The sequence below is a fragment of the Chitinophaga sp. ARDCPP14 genome (assembly GCF_051362515.1).
Taxonomy (GTDB): domain Bacteria; phylum Bacteroidota; class Bacteroidia; order Chitinophagales; family Chitinophagaceae; genus Chitinophaga.
This window is the reverse complement of the sequence record NZ_JBKIXB010000005.1, coordinates 317490-337308: the sequence shown is the minus strand read 5'-3', so window position 1 is coordinate 337308 and position 19819 is coordinate 317490. Positions and strand designations below refer to the sequence as shown.

The 19819-nt window shown below is 45.9% G+C and carries 16 protein-coding genes; 12 read left to right on the top strand and 4 right to left on the bottom strand.

The features are described 5' to 3' along the window. The first annotated feature begins 43 nt into the window (after positions 1–43). The gene (locus ACLHR0_RS16425; protein WP_436488001.1) at positions 44–1108 is read left to right on the top strand and encodes a TauD/TfdA family dioxygenase; all 1065 of its coding nucleotides are present in this window, start codon (positions 44–46) and stop codon (positions 1106–1108) included. Positions 1109–1129: 21 nt separating this feature from the next. On the opposite strand, the gene ACLHR0_RS16420 is transcribed toward ACLHR0_RS16425, so the two are convergent. Together ACLHR0_RS16420 and ACLHR0_RS16415 are read right to left on the bottom strand one after the other, a co-directional pair. Next, positions 1130–1876 carry a hypothetical protein gene (locus tag ACLHR0_RS16420; protein ID WP_436487999.1) on the bottom strand — a complete coding sequence of 249 codons (747 nt, stop codon included), beginning with the start codon at positions 1874–1876 and terminating at the stop codon, positions 1130–1132. Positions 1877–1947: 71 nt separating this feature from the next. Next, positions 1948–2745, bottom strand: a complete 798-nt coding sequence (locus ACLHR0_RS16415) for a hypothetical protein (RefSeq protein ID WP_436487997.1) — start codon at positions 2743–2745, stop codon at positions 1948–1950. Between the two features lie 286 nt (positions 2746–3031). Between ACLHR0_RS16415 and ACLHR0_RS16410 the strand changes: the two genes are divergently transcribed. Continuing rightward, a complete protein-coding gene (locus ACLHR0_RS16410) occupies positions 3032–3487 on the top strand; it encodes a protein-disulfide reductase DsbD domain-containing protein (protein ID WP_436487995.1) in 456 nt (151 codons plus the stop codon). A 113-nt stretch (positions 3488–3600) separates the two neighbouring features. On the opposite strand, the gene ACLHR0_RS16405 is transcribed toward ACLHR0_RS16410, so the two are convergent. Together ACLHR0_RS16405 and ACLHR0_RS16400 are read right to left on the bottom strand one after the other, a co-directional pair. Further along, positions 3601–3984, bottom strand: a complete 384-nt coding sequence (locus ACLHR0_RS16405; RefSeq protein ID WP_436487993.1) for a nuclear transport factor 2 family protein — start codon at positions 3982–3984, stop codon at positions 3601–3603. A gap of 67 nt (positions 3985–4051) precedes the next feature. Next, the gene (locus tag ACLHR0_RS16400) at positions 4052–4480 is read right to left on the bottom strand and encodes an EthD family reductase (protein ID WP_436487991.1); all 429 of its coding nucleotides are present in this window, start codon (positions 4478–4480) and stop codon (positions 4052–4054) included. Positions 4481–4656: 176 nt separating this feature from the next. Between ACLHR0_RS16400 and ACLHR0_RS16395 the strand changes: the two genes are divergently transcribed. The 10 genes from ACLHR0_RS16395 (at position 4657) to ACLHR0_RS16350 (ending at position 19805) form a co-directional block, all read left to right on the top strand. Next, positions 4657–5244 carry an RNA polymerase sigma factor gene (locus ACLHR0_RS16395; RefSeq protein ID WP_436487989.1) on the top strand — a complete coding sequence of 196 codons (588 nt, stop codon included), beginning with the start codon at positions 4657–4659 and terminating at the stop codon, positions 5242–5244. A gap of 63 nt (positions 5245–5307) precedes the next feature. After that, the gene (locus ACLHR0_RS16390) at positions 5308–6519 is read left to right on the top strand and encodes a FecR family protein (RefSeq protein ID WP_436487987.1); all 1212 of its coding nucleotides are present in this window, start codon (positions 5308–5310) and stop codon (positions 6517–6519) included. A gap of 229 nt (positions 6520–6748) precedes the next feature. After that, entirely contained in the window at positions 6749–10051 is a 3303-nt protein-coding gene (locus tag ACLHR0_RS16385) for a SusC/RagA family TonB-linked outer membrane protein (RefSeq protein ID WP_436487985.1), read from the top strand. Positions 10052–10061: 10 nt separating this feature from the next. Next, on the top strand, positions 10062–11519 hold the full coding sequence (locus tag ACLHR0_RS16380) for a RagB/SusD family nutrient uptake outer membrane protein (RefSeq protein ID WP_436487983.1): 1458 nt from the start codon (positions 10062–10064) through the stop codon (positions 11517–11519). A 32-nt stretch (positions 11520–11551) separates the two neighbouring features. Beyond that, on the top strand, positions 11552–12319 hold the full coding sequence (locus ACLHR0_RS16375) for a hypothetical protein (protein WP_436487981.1): 768 nt from the start codon (positions 11552–11554) through the stop codon (positions 12317–12319). Positions 12320–12348: 29 nt separating this feature from the next. Continuing rightward, positions 12349–13284 (top strand): ABC transporter ATP-binding protein, encoded by a 936-nt coding sequence (locus ACLHR0_RS16370; protein WP_436487979.1) that lies wholly within the window; start codon positions 12349–12351, stop codon positions 13282–13284. Continuing rightward, entirely contained in the window at positions 13284–15608 is a 2325-nt protein-coding gene (locus ACLHR0_RS16365; protein WP_436487977.1) for an ABC transporter permease subunit, read from the top strand. Before ACLHR0_RS16370 ends, ACLHR0_RS16365 begins: the two co-directional genes overlap by 1 nt. Positions 15609–15642: 34 nt before the next feature. After that, positions 15643–16956 (top strand): MutS-related protein, encoded by a 1314-nt coding sequence (locus ACLHR0_RS16360; RefSeq protein ID WP_436487974.1) that lies wholly within the window; start codon positions 15643–15645, stop codon positions 16954–16956. After that, positions 16953–18272: a MutS-related protein gene (locus ACLHR0_RS16355; protein WP_436487972.1), complete on the top strand. Its 1320-nt coding sequence runs from the start codon at positions 16953–16955 to the stop codon at positions 18270–18272. Before ACLHR0_RS16360 ends, ACLHR0_RS16355 begins: the two co-directional genes overlap by 4 nt. A gap of 54 nt (positions 18273–18326) precedes the next feature. Then, positions 18327–19805: a S41 family peptidase gene (locus tag ACLHR0_RS16350; RefSeq protein ID WP_436487971.1), complete on the top strand. Its 1479-nt coding sequence runs from the start codon at positions 18327–18329 to the stop codon at positions 19803–19805. Positions 19806–19819 lie beyond the last annotated feature (14 nt).

The following is a 19819-nucleotide window of genomic DNA, read 5'->3' as shown; positions in this document are numbered from 1 at the left end:
TTTGGCGGGGCTATTGGCTTTTGATCATCATTAAAGTAAAATAATGGAAAGCAATTTTTCGGACAACATACCTTCAGGTCCGGCAACGACCATAGACACCGTCATTTCCGGTGTGAACAGATCATCCCTGAATGATGAAACCAGGCTCATGCCTCTTGTAATCAGTTCTTCGCAGCCTAATGGGGATCTTGTAAGTTGGATGAACGCCAATAAGACAGTTTTTGAATCCGATCTGGTAAAACACGGAGGCATACTGTTCAGAGGTTTTAATATCAGGACCTCTGCGGACTTTAAAGAATTCATGAATTGTTTTAACACTGATCCGCTTCCTTATCTGTTCAGGTCTTCCCCAAGAAAAGAACTTTCATCTGATATCAAAAATATTTACCTGTCTACAACATATCCGCAGGAGAGGCCCATTAACATGCATAATGAAACTTCATACAGTCGCGTATGGGGAAGGAAGATCGTTTTCTGTTGTCTTGTGCCTGCTGAAAAGGGCGGGGAGACACCCCTGGCAGATTCTCGCCTTGTACTGTCCGATATTCCTCCGGAGCTGCTGACCAGGTTCCGGGAAACAGGGGTAAAGTATCGCCGGAATTTGTCGGAGGGACTTGGAATGCCCTGGCAGGAAGTGTTTCAGACAAACGACAAAGAGGAGGTTTTAGGTATATGTAAAAGAAATGACATTACCTGCGTTTTTACGGGCAGGAACGATGCTGTTATAGAATGGGTGAAACCTGCTGTTTACCGTCATCCTGTTTCCGGAGAGGAGATGTGGTTCAATCATGTCCTTTTCTTTAATAAATATGCCCGTTACGAGGAAGTAGGGCTTGATCATAATAGTTATCTGCCGGAGGATTATCTCAGCTCTGATACCTTTTTCGGGGATGGTTCAGATATCAGCTATAACCAATATCGGAGCATATGGGAAGCGTATGAAAAAAATAAAGTAGTATTTTCTTATCAGCAGGGAGATATCATTTTTCTCGACAACATGCTTACCTCACATGGCAGGAATCCGTATTCTGGCGAAAGGGTAATAGCTACTGCCATTATAGAAGCTTCGTATGATGAGGGATACTCAGCTGTATCCTTTAATGTATAGTATTCTCTTAGGCTTACGCAGCTACTCAAATGACGCACTTCTTTCAATACTCCCTATAATACTGATACTACTACCTTTGGCCAGCTCAGGACTTACTTTTCCAATTTTTTGAGCAATAAATCTGAACGAGAGTATGTTGACCTGGTGCGTTGGACTATCAAAAGTTGACTTAGATACCACATGACGCCCTTCAGAATGAATGCTGATCGTATCTGGCATATGCTCCTCATAGGTAGTAATATTGGGCTCCTCCTGTTTTTTTACTTTCAGGGTTCTCTCGATGGCCAGGTAATTTACGCCGGTCAGCTCTTTCCAGGTTATTTCATAATCCTTATTGAGATTCCCTTTTTCAGTATAACTGATGTTTTGACCATTCACCAGGTCAAGGGCATCCACCTCGGCCAGGAATGATTTTTTACCATCCGGAAGCGCTATTTCAAAATTGAATTGATTGTTTTTTGGATTAGCACTATCCTTTAAATAATAAGTGCTGGATGTGTAATAGAGTCCTTGTCTGACCGTGTACTTTACTTCGGCCCCGTTCACATAGATTTTAATAGAATCGTTTTTAATGGTCTTCCCTTCTTCATCGGACAAAATGACCACCACCTGGTTTTCGATCTTGCTATGTAAACGTTGTGTGATATTGATTTCTGCGCGGATGAGCGAGAGGCTGGCTACAGGGCCTTTAGACAATTTTGATTCATCACACGACAGTGCAACGATCAGCATGCAGAAGATAGGAAATAGTTTTTTCAATTTTGCCATGATTGTACGGTGTTATCATCTGTCGTGAGATGTCTGTCTGGGTGAATGTTTTGTTGATTCAATCTTCCTTCTCAATGGGGACAAATCCGTTCCCCCTTTTCACTTTTGATGCTATCAACACTTTCATAGGCAAAACCGAGAAAGTGCTCCCGGCCGGTGATGTATACTACCGTACCTGGTCCGGGATCAGGGTTGGTGCTGCATTTATAACCATCTTCTGTATTGGCAGCGGCATACACCCAGAATTTCTCCCTGCTCCCGTTCGGGAATTGCATATTCCAATACCGGTGATAGTAATATTTTCCTCTTACAGCACCATTGCTGGTAACCACCGCTGTGATATGAACTTTTTTCCCGGGTAACAGGTAGATACCCGTGCAAACAAATTTATCCCATGCTCTCCAACAGAGAAACACTCCGAATGCCAGCATCGGTAGTGCAAAAATCTTATAAAAAAGTGGCTCATGGTTGTTAGTAAGCTCCTTGCGAAGTGTCGCCGGGGTTAAACGGAAAACCCGGATAATAGCGATAACGAGAACCAGCAGCAACATGATTTCGATAGCAATAATAAGGGCCAAAGGCTTGTGCCACAGTATGGCGGCTGGCCAGAGCAGGTCTTCGGTCATAAAAAGCGACACGAATATTAATACACCTGCCCAGATCATGGAGAATTTAAATGCGGGCTTGTAAATAGAGACCATGCAAAGTATGACTGTAATCAGCAGGTAACCAGTGGCGACCGCCGGCAGTCGCATTCTTTTATCAATAAACGGCAGCGCACTGACCACCAGATATAACAATACCCCGGTTAGCACTGGTAGCATCGCTGCAAGCACATACATTATTTTTTTACCGGTTTCTTTCTTCATTGATTAACGGCACTGGTTTTTATTTTCATCTCCGACTGCATATACAGCAGGTATAGCACTTTTTGTACGACATGCCTTAACCATTGAATCTTTTTTGATGGCAATTTGAAATTACTTTGAAAGTAGTATTTTTTGTGGTAATCCAATATGGTAGTTTAGATTAATTATGGAATGACCTGAAATTTTTTTTAATGAAGGTAGGGACGAACGGCTGTTTTGATACTTTATTAGTGAGTAGTGTCTAATTACAGTACTAAAAATGAATGTTGAATCAATAAACATATATATGAGACATCTATTGGTTGCAGTTTTCCTGCTTTTACTATCCCATCTTGCCAGTGCGCAAATCGAGAACCCCGTAAAATGGACATTTAGTGCAAAGAAAATCGATGAAAAGCGAATCGAACTGCAAATGACAGCGAATATTGATGTACGCTGGCATATCTATGCTCAGGAAACCGGAGAAGGCCCCATTCCTACTTCATTCCGGTTTAATAAGAATCCGTTGGTTACGTTCGTGGGAAAAGTTGAGGAATCCGGAACTTTGAAGAAAGCTTATGACGATAATTTTAAAACAGAATTGAAGTACTATGAGAGAAGAGTTAATTTTATTCAGCAGATAATGCTAAAGGGGAAGGCGGCCACTAAGATTAAAGGATGCGTGGAATTTATGGCCTGTGACGACCACCAATGTTTGCCGTCAAAAGTAGTGGAGTTTTCACTTAGTGTTGGCGGAAAGTAGTGCTGTGATCACTGGATTTTAGAAAAACCCGTCTCTACTCAGTAGAAACGGGTTTTTGTTTTTAACCTATAATTCTTTCTATAGAAGCAGGAGGGGCTCTTGCCAACGACTTCTCACGGTAATTCCTGCCGATAGGAAACCTTATCCACAATCAGCCATTTCCCGTCTAACTTTATCAGGTTAAACCGGTCAATGAACCGAAAGGTGGCAAAAGTCAATTGCACGTGGGCTGAGCCAGTGTCTCCGTCCCAGGTAAATGAAATGAGTTCGGGTTGGCATTCCTGTATTGTTGCCTGGGCAACGAGGTCCAGGTATTGTGGCAGCGCCCACTGAACCAACTTTCCATCTATGACGGTCCTGATGTTGGCATCAGGGTGAAACGCCGCCCGGATCCTTTCGATATCCAGTACCGGGCGTCCTTGAAGATAATCATTAAGTGTAAGTAGGATCAATTGCTTTTCCTCTTCTACAGTAACCTGGCTTGTTTGGGTTTCCATTTTTTTTGCCACAAATTTATTTGTTTTTCCTTATAAATACATGCCGGAAATAAATCGCTATGTTAGCTTATTTTACCACCTCACTCACCAAAATGACAGGAACGACATTGGTGTAGTTTATAAAATCTGCACGAATCGCATCCCTGTTTGGAGCAATAGCCGCCTGATATTCACTCAGGCTTTTTACATAGAACGTACCAATAGCCATAAAGGGTAAAGGTTGGTTAGGAATACCGCTGGAAAGCCCTTTTTCAATAGTATATTTAACCAGGTTTGCCCCTAAGAAACCAGCCACCATGGGCATATGCTTAGTTTCATAATACTCCATATTGAAAGTTTTACCCTCGGCATATGGATACATGACGGATATCTTTATTAAGCCTTTTTCAGTGACAGCAATGTCGTGATTTTGGGATTTTCCGGATGGCATATCTTGACTAAATGAAACAAAACAGGTGGTTAAAAGAAAAAACGATAAAATTAGTTTAAACTTCATGATCAGTTAACTTTAAGTTACAAACAGGAACAGAACTATCATGATCAATTTACGATTTTTGTTGATGTGGATATAGTTTTTTGGTTAAGACCGGAAAAAATCCCACTCCTCAATTGCATTTTTATAGCTTGATTTTTTGACTATTTTTACATTTCAACTAAAATCGGGGTGCAAACTTGTCGCGGAAATCTTTTAATAATGAGTATCAGCTTTTGCGGGGCTTGACTTCGGGGGATACATTGCATTATTCTTATATCTTTAAAGAGTATTATAATGCCCTTTGCCATTACGCCGAATCTATCATCGGTGAGCCTGGGCATGCAGAAGATATTGTGCAGGACGTTTTTGAAAAATTATGGCAGAAGCCATATGCGTTCGAGGATCTCCGGCATCTGAAGGATTTCCTGTACAAGGCTACACGTAATGCAGCCCTTAATTTCCTGAAAGGGGCACAGCATAGCAAGGAACGCCAGGCTAAATTCCTTCACGAGCAGGAAAAGGCCACCACAGGTGAGGACCTGGATATCATCCGCATGGAGGTGTTCAGGGTAATTTACCGCGAGATCAGCAACCTGCCCGAACAATGCGGGAAGATCGTCCGTATGAGTTACATCGACGGACTGAAGAACGAACAGATCGCCGAAATCCTTTCTATTTCACTCCAAACGGTTAAAAACCAGAAAACCAGGGGCATGAAGCTGCTGAGAATGCGCGTGTCGCCGGCTGTAGTAGCCTTATTTTTGTCGTTTTCCCTCCACTCATAATTTTTTTTTGGTTCTTTTGGTACGATCGGGACACCATGTTGTAATAAGATAAACACATCAGACATGGGGTCTTCTTTAAACGATCCATTCATCATAGCTGCGCTTATTTCCCGTTCGCAACAGGGCACGCTTACGGCCGACGAGCAGGATCAGCTGGATGCGTGGATCGCTGCCAGCGACGAGAACCGGCAGTTATGGATGGAATTGAACAATACCGACATACAACAGCAAAATGTGCGGGCCATGGCCCGGTTTGATGAAACCGCTGCGATGGAACGTTTTCTTTCTAACAAACCTGCAAAATCAAATATACGCCGGATGCAGTTCCTTCGCACCTGGAAATGGGCGGCCGCGGTACTTGTGCTGGGGTTAGGCATATCCACTTATTTCCTCCTCACACCTGGTGCGCAAAATGCTGATCCTTTTGGCCGGAAATCCGCCCTGCACGACATTCCACCGGGTAAAAACGGCGCTATCCTGACACTGGCAGACGGTACGCAACTGGTACTGGACAGCCTGGGCGAAGGAAAAATCGCTACACAGAACGGAACGCAAATCTCGCTGAGCAATAACGAGCTTAAATACGACGCTTCCGCCGCAACAGACGGGGAGGCCCATAATACCATTACCACACCTAAGGGCCGCCAGTACCACGTCACTCTTCCCGATGGAACGGAAGTATGGCTGAATGCCGAGTCTTCTATACAATACCCGGTCGCTTTCAAAGCGGGGGAACGAAGGGTGAAAATCAGCGGGGAGATTTATTTTGAAGTAGCCAGCAAGAGCTGGCAGCCATTTGTAGTGGAAACCGGTCAGATGAAACTGGAAGTATTGGGTACTTCATTTAATGTGAACACGTATGATGACGAAAAAACAATCCGCACAACCCTGTTGACCGGCGCTGTGAAAATAACGCCGCTGGCAGGCGATAAGCACACCACGCCTCCCCAGGTACTTGTGCCCGGCCAGACAGGGGTTTTAAGCAAACCGGATGCATCGGAGGGAGTTACGCTGACCGTAACGGAAACGCCTGATGCGGGCAACGTGATCGCATGGAAAAACGGCCTGTTTAATTTTGACGGCATGGATTTATACAGTGTAATGCGCCAGCTGGAAAGATGGTACAATATAGATGTACAATACGTTGGGAAGCCGGATAATGTCATCTTCAAAGGGAAAATGCACCGCAATACCAATTTGTCTAATGTATTAGAAGTGCTGGAAACGATGGATGTGAATTTCGAACTGAAGGGAAATATTTTGTATGTAAGATAGCAAGTAATAAAAGAGGTTGCTTAAAACGAAACCGGAAGTGCTTGCGACACTCCCGGTAGATGTTCAAGTAATGTAATCATCACAATCAGGTTAAAGACTGCTTATTTATTCACTTAAACATTCCGCCCTTTATGAAAAGGACGGACGATGCAAAGCTATGCTAATTATTTCTTATTGCATACGGGTTCCCTATGGATGGAAACGTGGCTCAACCAAATCTCTGTTAGTTATGAAGCTAACATTCTTTCTCCTTACCGCTGCCCTGTTGCAGGTATCTGCCAGAGGGCTTTCACAGAGCATCAATTTTAATGGTAAAAACGTTGCACTGGAAAAAGTTTTTGCAGCTGTAGAATCGCAAACCGATTATGTTTTCCTGTACAAGGCTACTGCCTTATCAGTGGCAAAACCGGTCACCATCACTGCCAGGGGAATTGACCTGGGAGCCTTTCTCAACAAGGTATTTGAGAACCAGTCACTGACCTACAAGATCATCGACAAAAACATCCTGGTATCCCAGAAGGAGTCCAGGCCGGCTGTAGCCAGTCCGCCCGTTGATACGGTGCCGGCGAAACAGGAATCGATCACGGTCTATGTCTATTCTTCCGGTTACACGCCGTTGGTCAGCGCTACCATTAGCAATCTTACCGACAAGCGGAATTATCTGACCGCAGGGAATGGGTCGGTCCAGGTGCCGATGAAGGTGGGCGACCAGATGCGGATCAGCTATATCGGCTATGTGGACCATCTATTTAAAATAACTGAACCCATTTTTGCTGCCAGGGCATATAACACGGAGCTGGTGCTTTCTGAAAACAAACTGGATGAAGTGCAGATCACTGTTTTGGGTACTACCAATAAAAGAATCGGCACCGCTAATATCGCCACGGTGAAAGCCAGTGATATTGAAAGGCAACCCGTCGTAAATGTGCTGGACGCGATCGCAGGCCGCGTCCCTGGCCTCCGGATCAGTCAATCGGCCAACACGGCAGGAGCGAGGAAAGTAGAGCTACGCGGACGGAATGTGCTGAACGAAAACATGTTTACAGATCCGCTGTATGTGGTTGATGGATTACCGATTGCTACTTTATCCGTTAATCCATTGGGTGCAGGCACACCGGTTAGCGGCGGGTATTCAACTACTGAAAGCCCTTTGTATATGATCAATCCCCTGGACATTGAAAGTGTGGATGTACTGAAAGATGCGGATGCCACCGCGTTGTATGGCTCCAGGGGCGCCAACGGCGTGATCATCATCACTACCAAAAAAGGAAAGCCAGGTCCTACCAGGTTTAACGTAAGCTATTCCAAAGTGTTTTCGGGCGTGCAGCGCTACATGGATATGATGAACACAGAACAGTACCTGGCGGTGAGAAGGGAAGCGATGCTGAATGATGCAGTTCTCCCTACCCGGGATAATGCCCCGGATCTCACGATCTGGGATCCCAAAGCCTATACCGACTGGCAACGTGTCTTCTTCAAAAATGAGCAGTCGAATGATGTACAGCTGAGTGTGGAAGGTGGATTGCTGCAGAATACCTACCGCGTGAGTGTGGGATATACCTCCACAACGGAGATGTATAACCAGGGGAGAGGGAACGATCGTTTAACAGTGGGATTGTCTTTCAACCATCGCAGTCCGAACGGCAAGCTGATGGTGGAACTTTCTTCCAACAGTACCTATTCCAACAATGAAACTGCCGCTACGTTGGACTTTTACTCGCTGGCGCCCAATGCTCCCGGGATTTATGATGAGAACGGGCAATATAATTTTGAGCCGTACAGGAACCAGTATGGGAGCATTTATCCATTCAGGGATATTAAAAACTGGGGAGAGAATCAAACGCTGAAAAGTCAGACCAATGTTGGGTTTACTTACGAAATATTTAAGGACCTGACGGCGGGTGTTCGCTTTAGCGGGGAATTTTTCTCCAATAAATCCGGCTACTATATGCCTAAAGCCGGGAAAGATCCCATGTATTTTCCCATGAGCATGGCAATTTTTGGTAATGGTTCCGGAAAGAGCCTGCTGGTGAGGCCAAGTATCAACTATGTTAAACTGTTCGGCGGCGCCAGGGTGTCGGCTTCACTGGCAGCAGACTACAGTTATGCCGATCAGGATGTGATAACAACGATAGCGATGATGTTCTCGAACGATAACCTCATCAAAAGCTACTCGAATGCCCAGGTGCTGCAGGCAATGAATAATTATGCCCAGCTGAAAGTTGCTTCGTTGCTGGCAACGGTGGCATTCGACTGGGAAAATAAGTACATCGTTAGTTTAAACGGCAGGAGGGATGGCTCTTCGCGCTTCGGTGACGGGGCCCGTTTCGGGAACTTCGGATCTGCAGGGGTGTCATGGGTTTTATCTAATGAAGAATGGTTTAAAAATGCCGGCATGGATTGGTTCTCGTTTGCCAAAATCAGGTCTACCTATGGCGTGATGGGGAATGCCAATGTGGGCGATTATCAATACCTCTCGCGCTGGTCGAACATTCCAACGGGCATTCTGGACAAACTGCCGGATTATGACGATCAGACTATTTATACGCTCATACAACCCGTTAACCAGAAATACAGCTGGTCCAGCGCCAGCAAGTTTGAAGTAGGCGCCAGGGTGGGATTTTTCAACAGCACCGTGAACATTGAAGGTAACTTCTACATCAACAGGGACGGAAAGCAGCTGACAAGCATTACCACGCCGGCATTCACAGGGTTTGCTTCTGTGGTGGGAAACTGGCCCGCTGTTATCCGGAACAGAGGGGTGGAGCTAATGTTGGATGGAACGATTTTGAACACGAAGACCTGGGGCCTGACCGCACGTTTCCAGGTAAGTAAGAACAATAATACGCTGGTAGCTTTCGAAGGGTTGGAAGATTCTCCTTACAAGGATATGTACAGGATAGGGACTTCTGTAACCGCCAAGTCCTACTCGCACTATATCGGCATCAACCCAATGAAAGGAACACCTGAGTTTGAGGATTATAACGGGGATGGGGCGAAACCTGTTGGAATATCTTCCACGAATTTTCCTGATACGGAGCTGGACGATCATTACCGGGTGATTGACCTGAACCCTAAATATTTCGGTGGGATGGGCTTCCGGGTAGATTTCAAGCGGGTGTTGTCGCTGGATGCACAATTCAGCTTCGAAAATTCCCTGGTCGCAGATCAGTTGAATAATCTCGGGTACGGGAATGTGGCCAACATGGTGATGTATAAGGAGGTCCAGGACAGGCACTGGCAGCAACCGGGCGACAAAGCGCTTTACACCAAGTATTCCACTTTCAACAGCGGCGGATTTTCCGGGTCGGATGCCTACTATGCCAAAGGGGCTTATGTCAGCCTGGACAATCTTAGTTTGTCGTACATGCTGCCGGCAGCATGGTTAAAGAAAGTAGGCATGACGCAGGGAACGGTCTCCGTGAATTCATCAAAGATTTTCAAATTCTCGCAATACAGGATGTCGGATGTTGAATTGGGTACTACACCGCAGATCAGAAGAATTGCCGCTAACCTGAGATTAAGTTTCTAAAATCAATCGTATGAAAAGATTTGCTTTCAATATATATGCAACCGGTATGCTGTTGTCCGGCGTGCTGGTAACGGGGTGCAATAAATTGCTGGATATAAAGGACCCGGTAAATTCGATTACTACCAACCAGGTTTTCCAGAGCGATGATCAGGCATCCATTGCGCTCAATGGTTTGTATTCTTACCTGATCAGCGGAGGAGAACTCGAAGTCAATTCGTACGAGCAGCTGGGCAGCGATTTATACAGCGCCGGGGGAGTTACGCTGGCTGCCGGGCATTCGGCGGATGAATTATATCAGCCTTCGCTCAGCGGGGACTACCAGTACTATGTAGAGATGGCCGCCAGGATTACATTGCGGAACCCTGGATATTCCACGAAAATATGGAAGACGGCCTATAAGGCAATCTTCAATGCCAATGCGCTGATAGAAGGTGTAAAAGCTGCTACGTCAAATGAGTTTACGCAGGACTACCGGAAACGGGTGCTGGGCGAAGCGCTGGCAGTGAGGGCAATGGGATATTTCTACCTGGTAAACCTGTTCGAAAAAATCCCCCTCGCTTTATCCATCGATTATAATAATACAGTAAAACTCCCTTCTGCCAGCCCTGGCGCTGTATACCAACAAATCATCAACGACCTGGAAGAGGCGTCAGGGTATCTTTCCGAAAATTACGATGGCAACAACACGGAGCGCATCCGGATCAATAAATGGTATGTTAAGGCAATGCTGGCAAGGGTATCTCTCTTTACCAGGGATTATGAAAAAGCCTGGCAGCAGGCGAACGACGTGATCAGCCGGACAGACTTGTTTAAACTGGAAAGTCTGAACAACGTGTTCAGTATATCCAGCCGGGAAGTTATTTTCCAGTTGAAGCAGACCAATATTTCAGCGACGCGGCGCAATGCCACGCCAGAAGCGATTTCCATGACAGGCCGGTATCTCACGCCGGCGCTGATGAATGCTTTCGAAGCGGGCGACAACAGGAAAGCGGCATGGACGACGGCTATCACCGGCGGTACATCAATACCTGCCGGTTTTTCTCCGGCCAAGTATAAGATCAATACCACCAACTTCGAATTGGGAGGGTTCAGGTCCGAATATTATGTAGTGATGCGGCTTGCAGAAATGTACCTGATCAGGGCGGAAGCGAATATGTTGCGGAGTGCGGGCAATAAAAATGCTGCGATCGATGACCTGAACGCTATCAGGTTACGCGCCGGATTGAATGGTCTTCCTTATACTTTAACCGATCAGCAGGTAACGGATGCCATCGCGCAGGAAAGGCGCATAGAGTTGTTTGCAGAGTGGGGACATCGCTGGCTGGACCTGAAAAGGACGAACAAGGCCACGCAGGTGCTTTCGGAGATATTTTACAAACAGCCGTGGAGTCAGCATCAGTTGCTATACCCCGTTCCGCCGGACGAAATTCTCCTGGACAACCATCTCTCCCAGAATGCCGGCTACTAATAAAAAGTTGATCACTATATAAATCAAGCAAGATGTTTCAATTCAGCTATAAAGAATGTTTCAAAGCGGTCCTGTTAGCCGGAGGGATGCTGATTGCCGGTACTTCCTGTAAGAAGGAGTTACGGGAAGAGATATTTCCGGCGTCTTTGACGATTGTGAATGGCGTTAACGACAATACCTCCTCTCTGTTAGCCTATTTTGGAAATTCACAGCCAAAATACTACAACAGGCTGTCATATATTGTCAGCGGCGGCTCTTTTGATTATGCTACCGATAAAATGAACCAACCAGTTACGGTATTCAGAAACTACGATACGCTCCAGTCCAATAATCCCTTTCTGAAAACCACGCTGCAACTGGAGCCTGGCGGGATCTATACGCATTTTGTGTATGGTAGTCCGGCGAAAGTGCAACAAAAAACGGTGAAGGAACAACTTCCTTCCCGTAGCCTGAATGACAGTGTGGTGAACCTCCGGATTATTAATCTTTTCGATAACAGGCCGATCGATGTGGTACAGCTGGAGCCGGTACCGGGCACTATGGTCACCGATCTCGCTTATGAACAGCTGTCCGGTTTTATAAAGGTTCCTGCTAATGTATCCGTAAACAACTTCCGTTTTGAAGTGAGGGATCATGCAACAGGCTTCACACTGACCACCTTGTCCAGCGAAAATATTGCCCCGGGTACTACTACGCCGAATACCCAATGGCTGTTTAAGGCACGTACGATGCTGGTAACCGGAACATGGACTTCAGAAGGTGTTTTTTCGGCCAGGGCAAAAACTATCGGTCATTTTTAATCCAAGTTTTTAATCATAAGTAACATTATATGCAGCCTATATTAAAGGTGGAGAACCTATCGCATAAGTATGCCAGTTCCTGGGCCATACGCGAAATAAATTTTGAGATCAATGATACCGGTGTTGTCGGATTGCTGGGTTCGAACGGAGCAGGCAAGTCTACCACCATGAATATCATTTGCGGCACCTTGCTGCAAACGGAAGGGAATGTTTCCATCAATGGTTTGAACATCAAAGATGATCCTATTGAATATAAAAAGCAGATCGGCTTTTTACCGCAGCAGGCGCCCCTGTATCTGGATTTTACCGTGCAGGAGTACCTGGAGTATTCCGCGCAGCTGAGGTTAATGGACAGGCGTCTTATCAAAAGCGCCGTGGATGAAGTACTGGAGAAAACATCCATTACACAGATGAGGTCACGTCTTATAAAGAATTTGTCGGGCGGATACCGCCAGCGGGTGGGCATCGCGCAATCCATCATCAATAAACCGAAAGTGGTAATCCTCGATGAACCTACCAACGGTCTTGATCCCAACCAGATCATTGAAGCAAGGAAACTGATCAAGGAAATTGCGCAGGACCGTGCGGTATTGTTGTCGTCGCATGTATTGTCCGAAATTAACCTGCTCGCCAAAGAGATCATCATGATCGAATCCGGGCAGGTGGTGTTTTCTGATACCCTCGATGCTTTCAATAATATTCTTCAGCCCAATACCATGATGGTGAGAATGCTCCATATGCCTCCGCCGGAAGAATTGATGGCGATGGAAGATGTACAGAAAGTAGAGTTGCTGCCGGATAACAAATGCCGGATCTATTTCCAGCCCAACGACGATCTGGCTGAAAGAATTGTGAGGAAGAGTGCAGAGAAAAACTGGAGGCTCACTTCTATTCATATCGAATCTTCCGGTATGGACAATGTATTCAAACAATTATCATCAAATTCTTCTTCAACATTACACTAATGAGAGTAGTTTTTAATATAGCGCGGGCAGAATTACGATATTTTTTCTTTTCGCCGATCGCATGGTTTATATTGATTTTATTCCTGATGTCCAGTGGGGGCATCATTATGGGAAACCTGGCGGAAACTGCGTTACAGCAGGACACCTTCCTTGAGTTGCAGGGGAGTGCTTTCAATGGTTTTCTCAATTTGCCGTTAACCCGGGTGGTGATCGGCAAAGGACTCGATACGGTGATGATGATCTTCTTTTTGTTCATTCCGCTGTTGACTATGGGTGTGATTAACCGTGAATATTCTGCCGGAACCATTAAGTTGCTTCATTCGTCGCCTTTGAAAACACGCCAGATCGTCTTGGGTAAGTTTTTGGGTGTATACAGTTTTGTATGCCTGATGATCCTGATTTTCCTGGCGGAGGTGCTCATATTGACCTTTTCTATTAAGAATGCAGAATTCCCGCATATTATGTCCATGGTGCTCGGGTTCTTTTTACTGGCGGCAATGTATGTGGCGGTAGGTATGTATATCTCCAGTTTAACCTCGTATCCGATTGTTGCCGGGATCGGAACATTTGTGGTGCTGATCATGTTTACTATGCTGGGTATGCTGTTCCAGGGAACGGATTACGTGAGGGATGTCACCTATTTCCTTTCCAGCTCGGGAAGAGTGGAGAGCTTTCTGTCTGGCCTGATTACCACAAAGGACCTTGTCTACTTCTTTAGCATTATTTCCCTTTTTATCATATTCACCATCATCAAAACGAAATCCGTTACTGAGTCGAAGTCGTGGCGTGTATCGGCAGGCAGATACCTGTTGGCGTTCGCGATAACGGTTGTTGTACTCGTTGTTACCTCCCTGCCCAGGTTGATCGGCTATTGGGATGTGACGAGAGGCAAGATAAATACACTGCATGAAAATACCCAGGGCGTATTGAAACAGCTGGATGGATCGCCACTGAAGGTAACGCTGTATACTAACCTGTTAGGGTATAACCTCGGCAGTGGTTTGCCTACTGCGCGCAATGCATATCTGTGGAACTTCTGGGCCAGGTACCGACGCTTTTATAACAATATGGAGTTTAAATATGTGTATTATTACGATGTAAACGAGGGAGACAGTTCAATATTCCAGGCATATCCGGGTAAAACGCTGGATGAAATCGCGGAGAAGTATGCGGAAATGTATAAAACCGATCTCTCGATATATAAAAAGCCGGCAGAAATCAGGAAGATCATCAACCTGGAATCGGAAGCGAAAGGCTTATTGATGGAGGTGGAGTATAAAGGGAAAAAGACGATCCTGAGAACGTACCCCGACCCGGAGGTTTTTCCGTATGAGAAACATGTTTCCGGCAGCTTGCTGCGTTTAGTGAATGATACAACACCTACGTTTAAATTTCTTACCGGGCACTATGAGCGTTCGCCGCTGAAGTTCGGAGAACGGGAATATGGGAACCATGCAGTCAATAAAGCTTCCAGGGGCGCGATGATTAATATGGGATTGAATTTCGACACCATCCCGGCGGTGGGTTCCGGCAGGTTTAAGCCCAACGATGTACTGGTGGTTTCCGATCCGAAATCATTATTGGATAATGCCATTATCGATAGCGTTAAACGGTATATCGACAATGGAGGAAATGCTATGTTCTATTCCGAACCAGGCAAGCAGTTTATCATGAACCCTATTCTGAATCATGTGGGGGTAAATGCGGATGAAGGCACCATTGTACAGGTGAACCCGCAGGATATGCCGCACAAGTTTTTAGGATTGATTGCTAAGAAAGGTTCGGATATGGCAGATGAGCAGCCGTTTTTCTACCTGAGAAACGGTATCGTCAAAGCTTGCTATACCGCTATCGTTGGCGCCAGTGTATTAAGCTATTCTGATACCACCGGATTTAAGGTAGAACAGATTACCACTTTACATAACAATGAAAATACCTGGGTAGAAAGAGGCTTGTTGGTAGTGGACTCCGCAGCGCCGGTATTCAGTACCGCGGAAGGGGATTACAGGAGGGAAGCGCCTTATCCTGTGGGCCTGCAGCTTACCCGCAAAATTGGCAACAAATTGCAGAAGATCATTATTTCCAGCGATGCGGACATGATGTCTGCGGCGAGAGGGGATGGAAGGGATTATGGCAATGCGTTCTACAGCTATACGGTTGATAACAAATACCCGGTTTACCATAATTTCAAAGTGCCTACAGATATATGGCTGACGATCAAAAAGGCCCCGGCGCAAACATTGAAGACGATACTTCAATATGTTATACCTTCCCTGATCCTGGTGGCAGGTATCATCATACTGATACGAAGAAAACGCAAATAGCGGGTACTTTAACTGTTTCATAAAAAGTATAATTATGTATTTGCAGACAGATATGCAGACGATGGATGATCTGCGGTTGTTTTCGAAAGCAGACACGCAAGGTATTTACGATATTTATAATCATTCGTTTACCCGTGGCGGGCAAACCATTATGGAAGCGATGTTCAGGAAGCCACTGAACAACAGGGAAGCGATCATCAAGCGGATCAACATCATTACTGCTTTCGTGAAAATGAAGGCCAGCTTTCCTTTTGATGGCGCTATGCTGGACCAGGCCGAGAAATACATCTCTTTTGACGATAACCCGGATGGCGGAACAAAAGTGTCGCTCAGCGAGAAGGAAGTACAGAATGGGATTATTTCCATCATCGATCTTTTCCATGCACTCAGAAAATACCTGGAGTCGCCCGAAATGGCGGGGGTGAAGGAGCTGGAGGAAGAACGGCTGGCGGCTATCGGGGTATTGAATGACCCGGTTTTTATACCGGTGTTTAACGAAAAACCGAATGCCAGGATTTCATTCGCTGCCGTTACGGCTTTTGATGTGTTGATCCGTAGTAAGGAGAAAAGAAAGGTGCTGCAACTGCTGCATTTTATTTATCATATCGATGTGTATGTTTCAGTGGCGCAGGTTACCCTGAAGCATAACATGGTATTCCCCGTGGTGCACCCGAAAGGCACCAGCATTTTAAAAGTGGATGGTGTATACCATCCGCTTTTAAAAAATGCGGTGGCTAACAGTCTGCATATGGGACCTTCCCGTAACCTGGTTTTTCTTACGGGAGCCAATATGGCCGGGAAGTCTACCTTCCTGCGTTCGTTCAGTACCGCCGTTTACATCGCGCATATGGGCTTCCCGGTGGCCGCGGCCTTCATGGAATTTTCCGTGATGGACGGCGTATATACTACGATCAACCTGCCTGATAACCTGGGCATCGGGGCCAGCCACTTCTATGCAGAAGTGTTGCGGGTGAAGAAAATAGGGCAGGAACTGAGTGAAGGAAAATCACTGTTTGTATTGTTCGACGAATTATTCCGCGGTACGAATGTGAAGGATGCCCTGGAAGGAACCCTGGCTGTGTGTAATGCGTTTACCAACCGGAAAGACAGTAAGTTTATCATCTCCTCCCATATTATAGAAGCGGCAGACGAGTTGCGGAAAAAAGAAAGTGCCGCATTTTATTTTCTGCCCACCGTGATGAAAGGGACTGTACCTGAATACACGTATACCCTCGAGGAAGGCGTTACCAATGATAAGCATGGAATGATTATCATTAATAACGAAGGTATACTGGACATTCTTAAGCACGGAAACAAAGGCGGAAAAAAATTAAATAAGCAATTATGAGTTTTAAAATAGATCGCCAATCGATAGGGGAGCTGAACCTCATGGGAAAATTCCGTCAGGGGTCCGTATACTTTTTATTCAATAAAGTGAGAACACGGATCGGGGAGAAGCTGATGGATGAGATGTTTTTCCATCCACTGAATGATGCCAACGCGATCAACCGGCGGGTAGCGATTTTTGAGTTTTTTGAAGAGAAGGGTGTTGCATTTCCTTTTGAGGCCGACCAGGTTGCCCTGATGCGGGAATATATCGATACTACGGCAGGAAAATCGCAATGGGCGGTAGCGGTGGATATACAACTGCAAAAAGTACTGGCGGGCCTCACGAAAGACGGTCGTTTCAAAAATACGCTGCTGCAGTTGCAGGCGACGATCGTAACACTGAAGAAGTGTTTCGGACTGCTGGAGTTGCTGAAGCTCGAAAACAGTCCTTTGCAGGACCGTGTGGAAGGTTTACTGGCCATCATGCACCAAAAGGATATTCGCAGAATCCTGGACAGCGACATCTACAAGTCAATGTCGACGGGGACGGTATCCGAGTACGATTTCCTGCTACGCAACCGGCACAATGAAGCTATGAAAGACGTGCTGCAGTTCATTGCGGAAACAGATGTATACATCGCAGTCAGCAATGTATCGCGGGAGCGGCATTTTTGTTATGCAACGGCAGTGGAGAAAACCGAAAACCTGTTCCATGCCCGGGGGCTGAGGCATCCCTGTATTTCAAAAGCAGTGGGCAACGATATACAAATGATGGAGGGCAGCAATGTACTGTTTCTTACGGGAGCCAATATGGCGGGTAAGTCTACCTGGATGAAATCTATTGGCATCGGTATGTACATGGCGCATATCGGTTTCCCGGTGGCCGCTTCCGAAATGGTGTTTTCGGTACGGGAAGGCATCTTCTCCAGCATCAACGTGGCCGACAACATAGCGATGGGGTACAGCCATTTCTACGCAGAAGTAGTAAGGGTGAAGGATGCTGCGCTGGCCGCAGCCACCGGCGAACACCTGCTGCTGATGTTCGATGAATTGTTTAAGGGCACCAACGTGAAAGACGCCTTTGATGGTACTCTGGCCGTTACGAGAGGGTTCTCCGAATACAACAATTGCCTGTTTATCGTATCCACTCATATCATCGAAGTAGGGGAAGCGCTGGAAGACCTTCCCAATGTGCAGTTCCGGTTCATGCCTACTGTGCTGGAAGGCAATGTGCCCAGGTACACTTACACTTTACACGAAGGTATCACCGAAGACCGGCAAGGCATGATGATCATCGAAAACGAAGGAATTATTGCGCTTATCAATAAAATGTAGCCTGGGAGAAACGCTCACCTGAACATATCAACTATTTAAAAAATTACAAATAGCATGAAGCAAATTTTTGCCTCAGGGATACTTATGTCCCTGCTCTCCACCTCTGTTATGGCCCAGGTACAACCTTTTACCGGGTTTACCAGGCAGGATTTGAAAGATGATTTTAAATATGCCGTTGAGCTGTTGAAGAAGCAACATCCGAATCCTTATAAGTTCACGGACACTGTTACGTTTAACCGTAAAATGGATTCCCTGATGAACAGGCTGGATAAAGATCCATCGATATTAAGCGGTTTGCGGTATTCTCCCGTACAGTTATTCAATGATGTGCATCTGAAACTGGATTATGATGAGGAACGCGTGGTGAATGTATTATATGGCATGAATCACTTTCCCCTGGCGACTACCACTTTTAAAGACAGGATCATTGTTAATGCGAAAGGAGAAACCATTCCTTTTGGTGCAGAGATACTGAGTATTAATAAAGTGCCTGCCGCAAAGCTGCTGAGCGAAATTGGCTACGCCACTTATAGTGATGGCTTTATCAGAACAGGCGCCGATCGCACCGGAACAAGTCTTAGTTTGTTTATCAGCCTCATTTTTCCGGAAGCCACCAGCTATGAGGTGGTATACAAAGAGTACGGCGCTAAAAATTCCACGACCATACAGCTGAAAGCAGTAGACGCCAAAACCGGTTATCATAACCGGAGCCTGGGAGAGCTGCCCTTTAATACTTTCCTGAAGCGTGCCTACGTAACAAAGGAATACCAGGAGAAGGAATCTACCGCCATCCTGACGGTTCTTACATTTATGCTGCAGGAAAATGCGATGTATAAGGAGCTGAACGACTTTTTCGCAGAAGTAAAGAAGCGGAATATCAGTAACGTTATCATAGATATCCGGTCGAACGGAGGTGGTAACCCGAACATGTCTGCCCTGTTGTATTCCTTTGTGGCGTTACGTCCGTTCGATAATGTATTCAATTACCGCACAAAGAACATACAGATGCATGATCCCGAAAACCTGTTGAATGGTTACGGAACCAAGATGGCAGAAACGGAAGTAAAGGAGACGGAGAACTTCCTGAAACAACGGTTCGATTACGACAGCGCGGCGGGGTTTTACTATGGCAATGCACGCCTGACGGAAGGTTCCATTTCCAACTATCCGCCAGATAAGAATAACTTTAAAGGGAACGTATATGTGCTGATCAGCGGCGGTACGGTAAGTGCGGCCACCTACTTTGCGGCGCTGGTGAAGAATAACAAACGTGGTGTGCTGGTAGGCACCGAAACCGGTAGCGGCGAAGCGTCTACAACAGCCGCATGGTTCAATACCTATATACTGCCTAAAACGAAAAGTAAGTTAACCGTTCCGATGAGCGAAGTATATTTTATGAAGGCAAAGCAGGATAACGGCCGGGGGAGTCAGCCAGATAAGGAGCTGACTTTTGAAGCGTTTCAGCAATATATCCATGCTGGTAAAGATCCGGAGATTCAATATACATTGGATATGATCCGGGGCGGTAAGTAATGGGTTTGGGGTTT

Coding starts and splice junctions, on each gene's coding strand:
- ACLHR0_RS16425 (WP_436488001.1), top strand. CDS start 44: ATGGAAAGCAATTTTTCGGACAACATACCTTCAGGTCCGGCAACGACC.
- ACLHR0_RS16420 (WP_436487999.1), bottom strand. CDS start 1,876: ATGGCAAAATTGAAAAAACTATTTCCTATCTTCTGCATGCTGATCGTT.
- ACLHR0_RS16415 (WP_436487997.1), bottom strand. CDS start 2,745: ATGAAGAAAGAAACCGGTAAAAAAATAATGTATGTGCTTGCAGCGATG.
- ACLHR0_RS16410 (WP_436487995.1), top strand. CDS start 3,032: ATGAGACATCTATTGGTTGCAGTTTTCCTGCTTTTACTATCCCATCTT.
- ACLHR0_RS16405 (WP_436487993.1), bottom strand. CDS start 3,984: ATGGAAACCCAAACAAGCCAGGTTACTGTAGAAGAGGAAAAGCAATTG.
- ACLHR0_RS16400 (WP_436487991.1), bottom strand. CDS start 4,480: ATGAAGTTTAAACTAATTTTATCGTTTTTTCTTTTAACCACCTGTTTT.
- ACLHR0_RS16390 (WP_436487987.1), top strand. CDS start 5,308: ATGGGGTCTTCTTTAAACGATCCATTCATCATAGCTGCGCTTATTTCC.
- ACLHR0_RS16385 (WP_436487985.1), top strand. CDS start 6,749: ATGAAGCTAACATTCTTTCTCCTTACCGCTGCCCTGTTGCAGGTATCT.
- ACLHR0_RS16380 (WP_436487983.1), top strand. CDS start 10,062: ATGAAAAGATTTGCTTTCAATATATATGCAACCGGTATGCTGTTGTCC.
- ACLHR0_RS16375 (WP_436487981.1), top strand. CDS start 11,552: ATGTTTCAATTCAGCTATAAAGAATGTTTCAAAGCGGTCCTGTTAGCC.
- ACLHR0_RS16370 (WP_436487979.1), top strand. CDS start 12,349: ATGCAGCCTATATTAAAGGTGGAGAACCTATCGCATAAGTATGCCAGT.
- ACLHR0_RS16365 (WP_436487977.1), top strand. CDS start 13,284: ATGAGAGTAGTTTTTAATATAGCGCGGGCAGAATTACGATATTTTTTC.
- ACLHR0_RS16360 (WP_436487974.1), top strand. CDS start 15,643: ATGTATTTGCAGACAGATATGCAGACGATGGATGATCTGCGGTTGTTT.
- ACLHR0_RS16355 (WP_436487972.1), top strand. CDS start 16,953: ATGAGTTTTAAAATAGATCGCCAATCGATAGGGGAGCTGAACCTCATG.
- ACLHR0_RS16350 (WP_436487971.1), top strand. CDS start 18,327: ATGAAGCAAATTTTTGCCTCAGGGATACTTATGTCCCTGCTCTCCACC.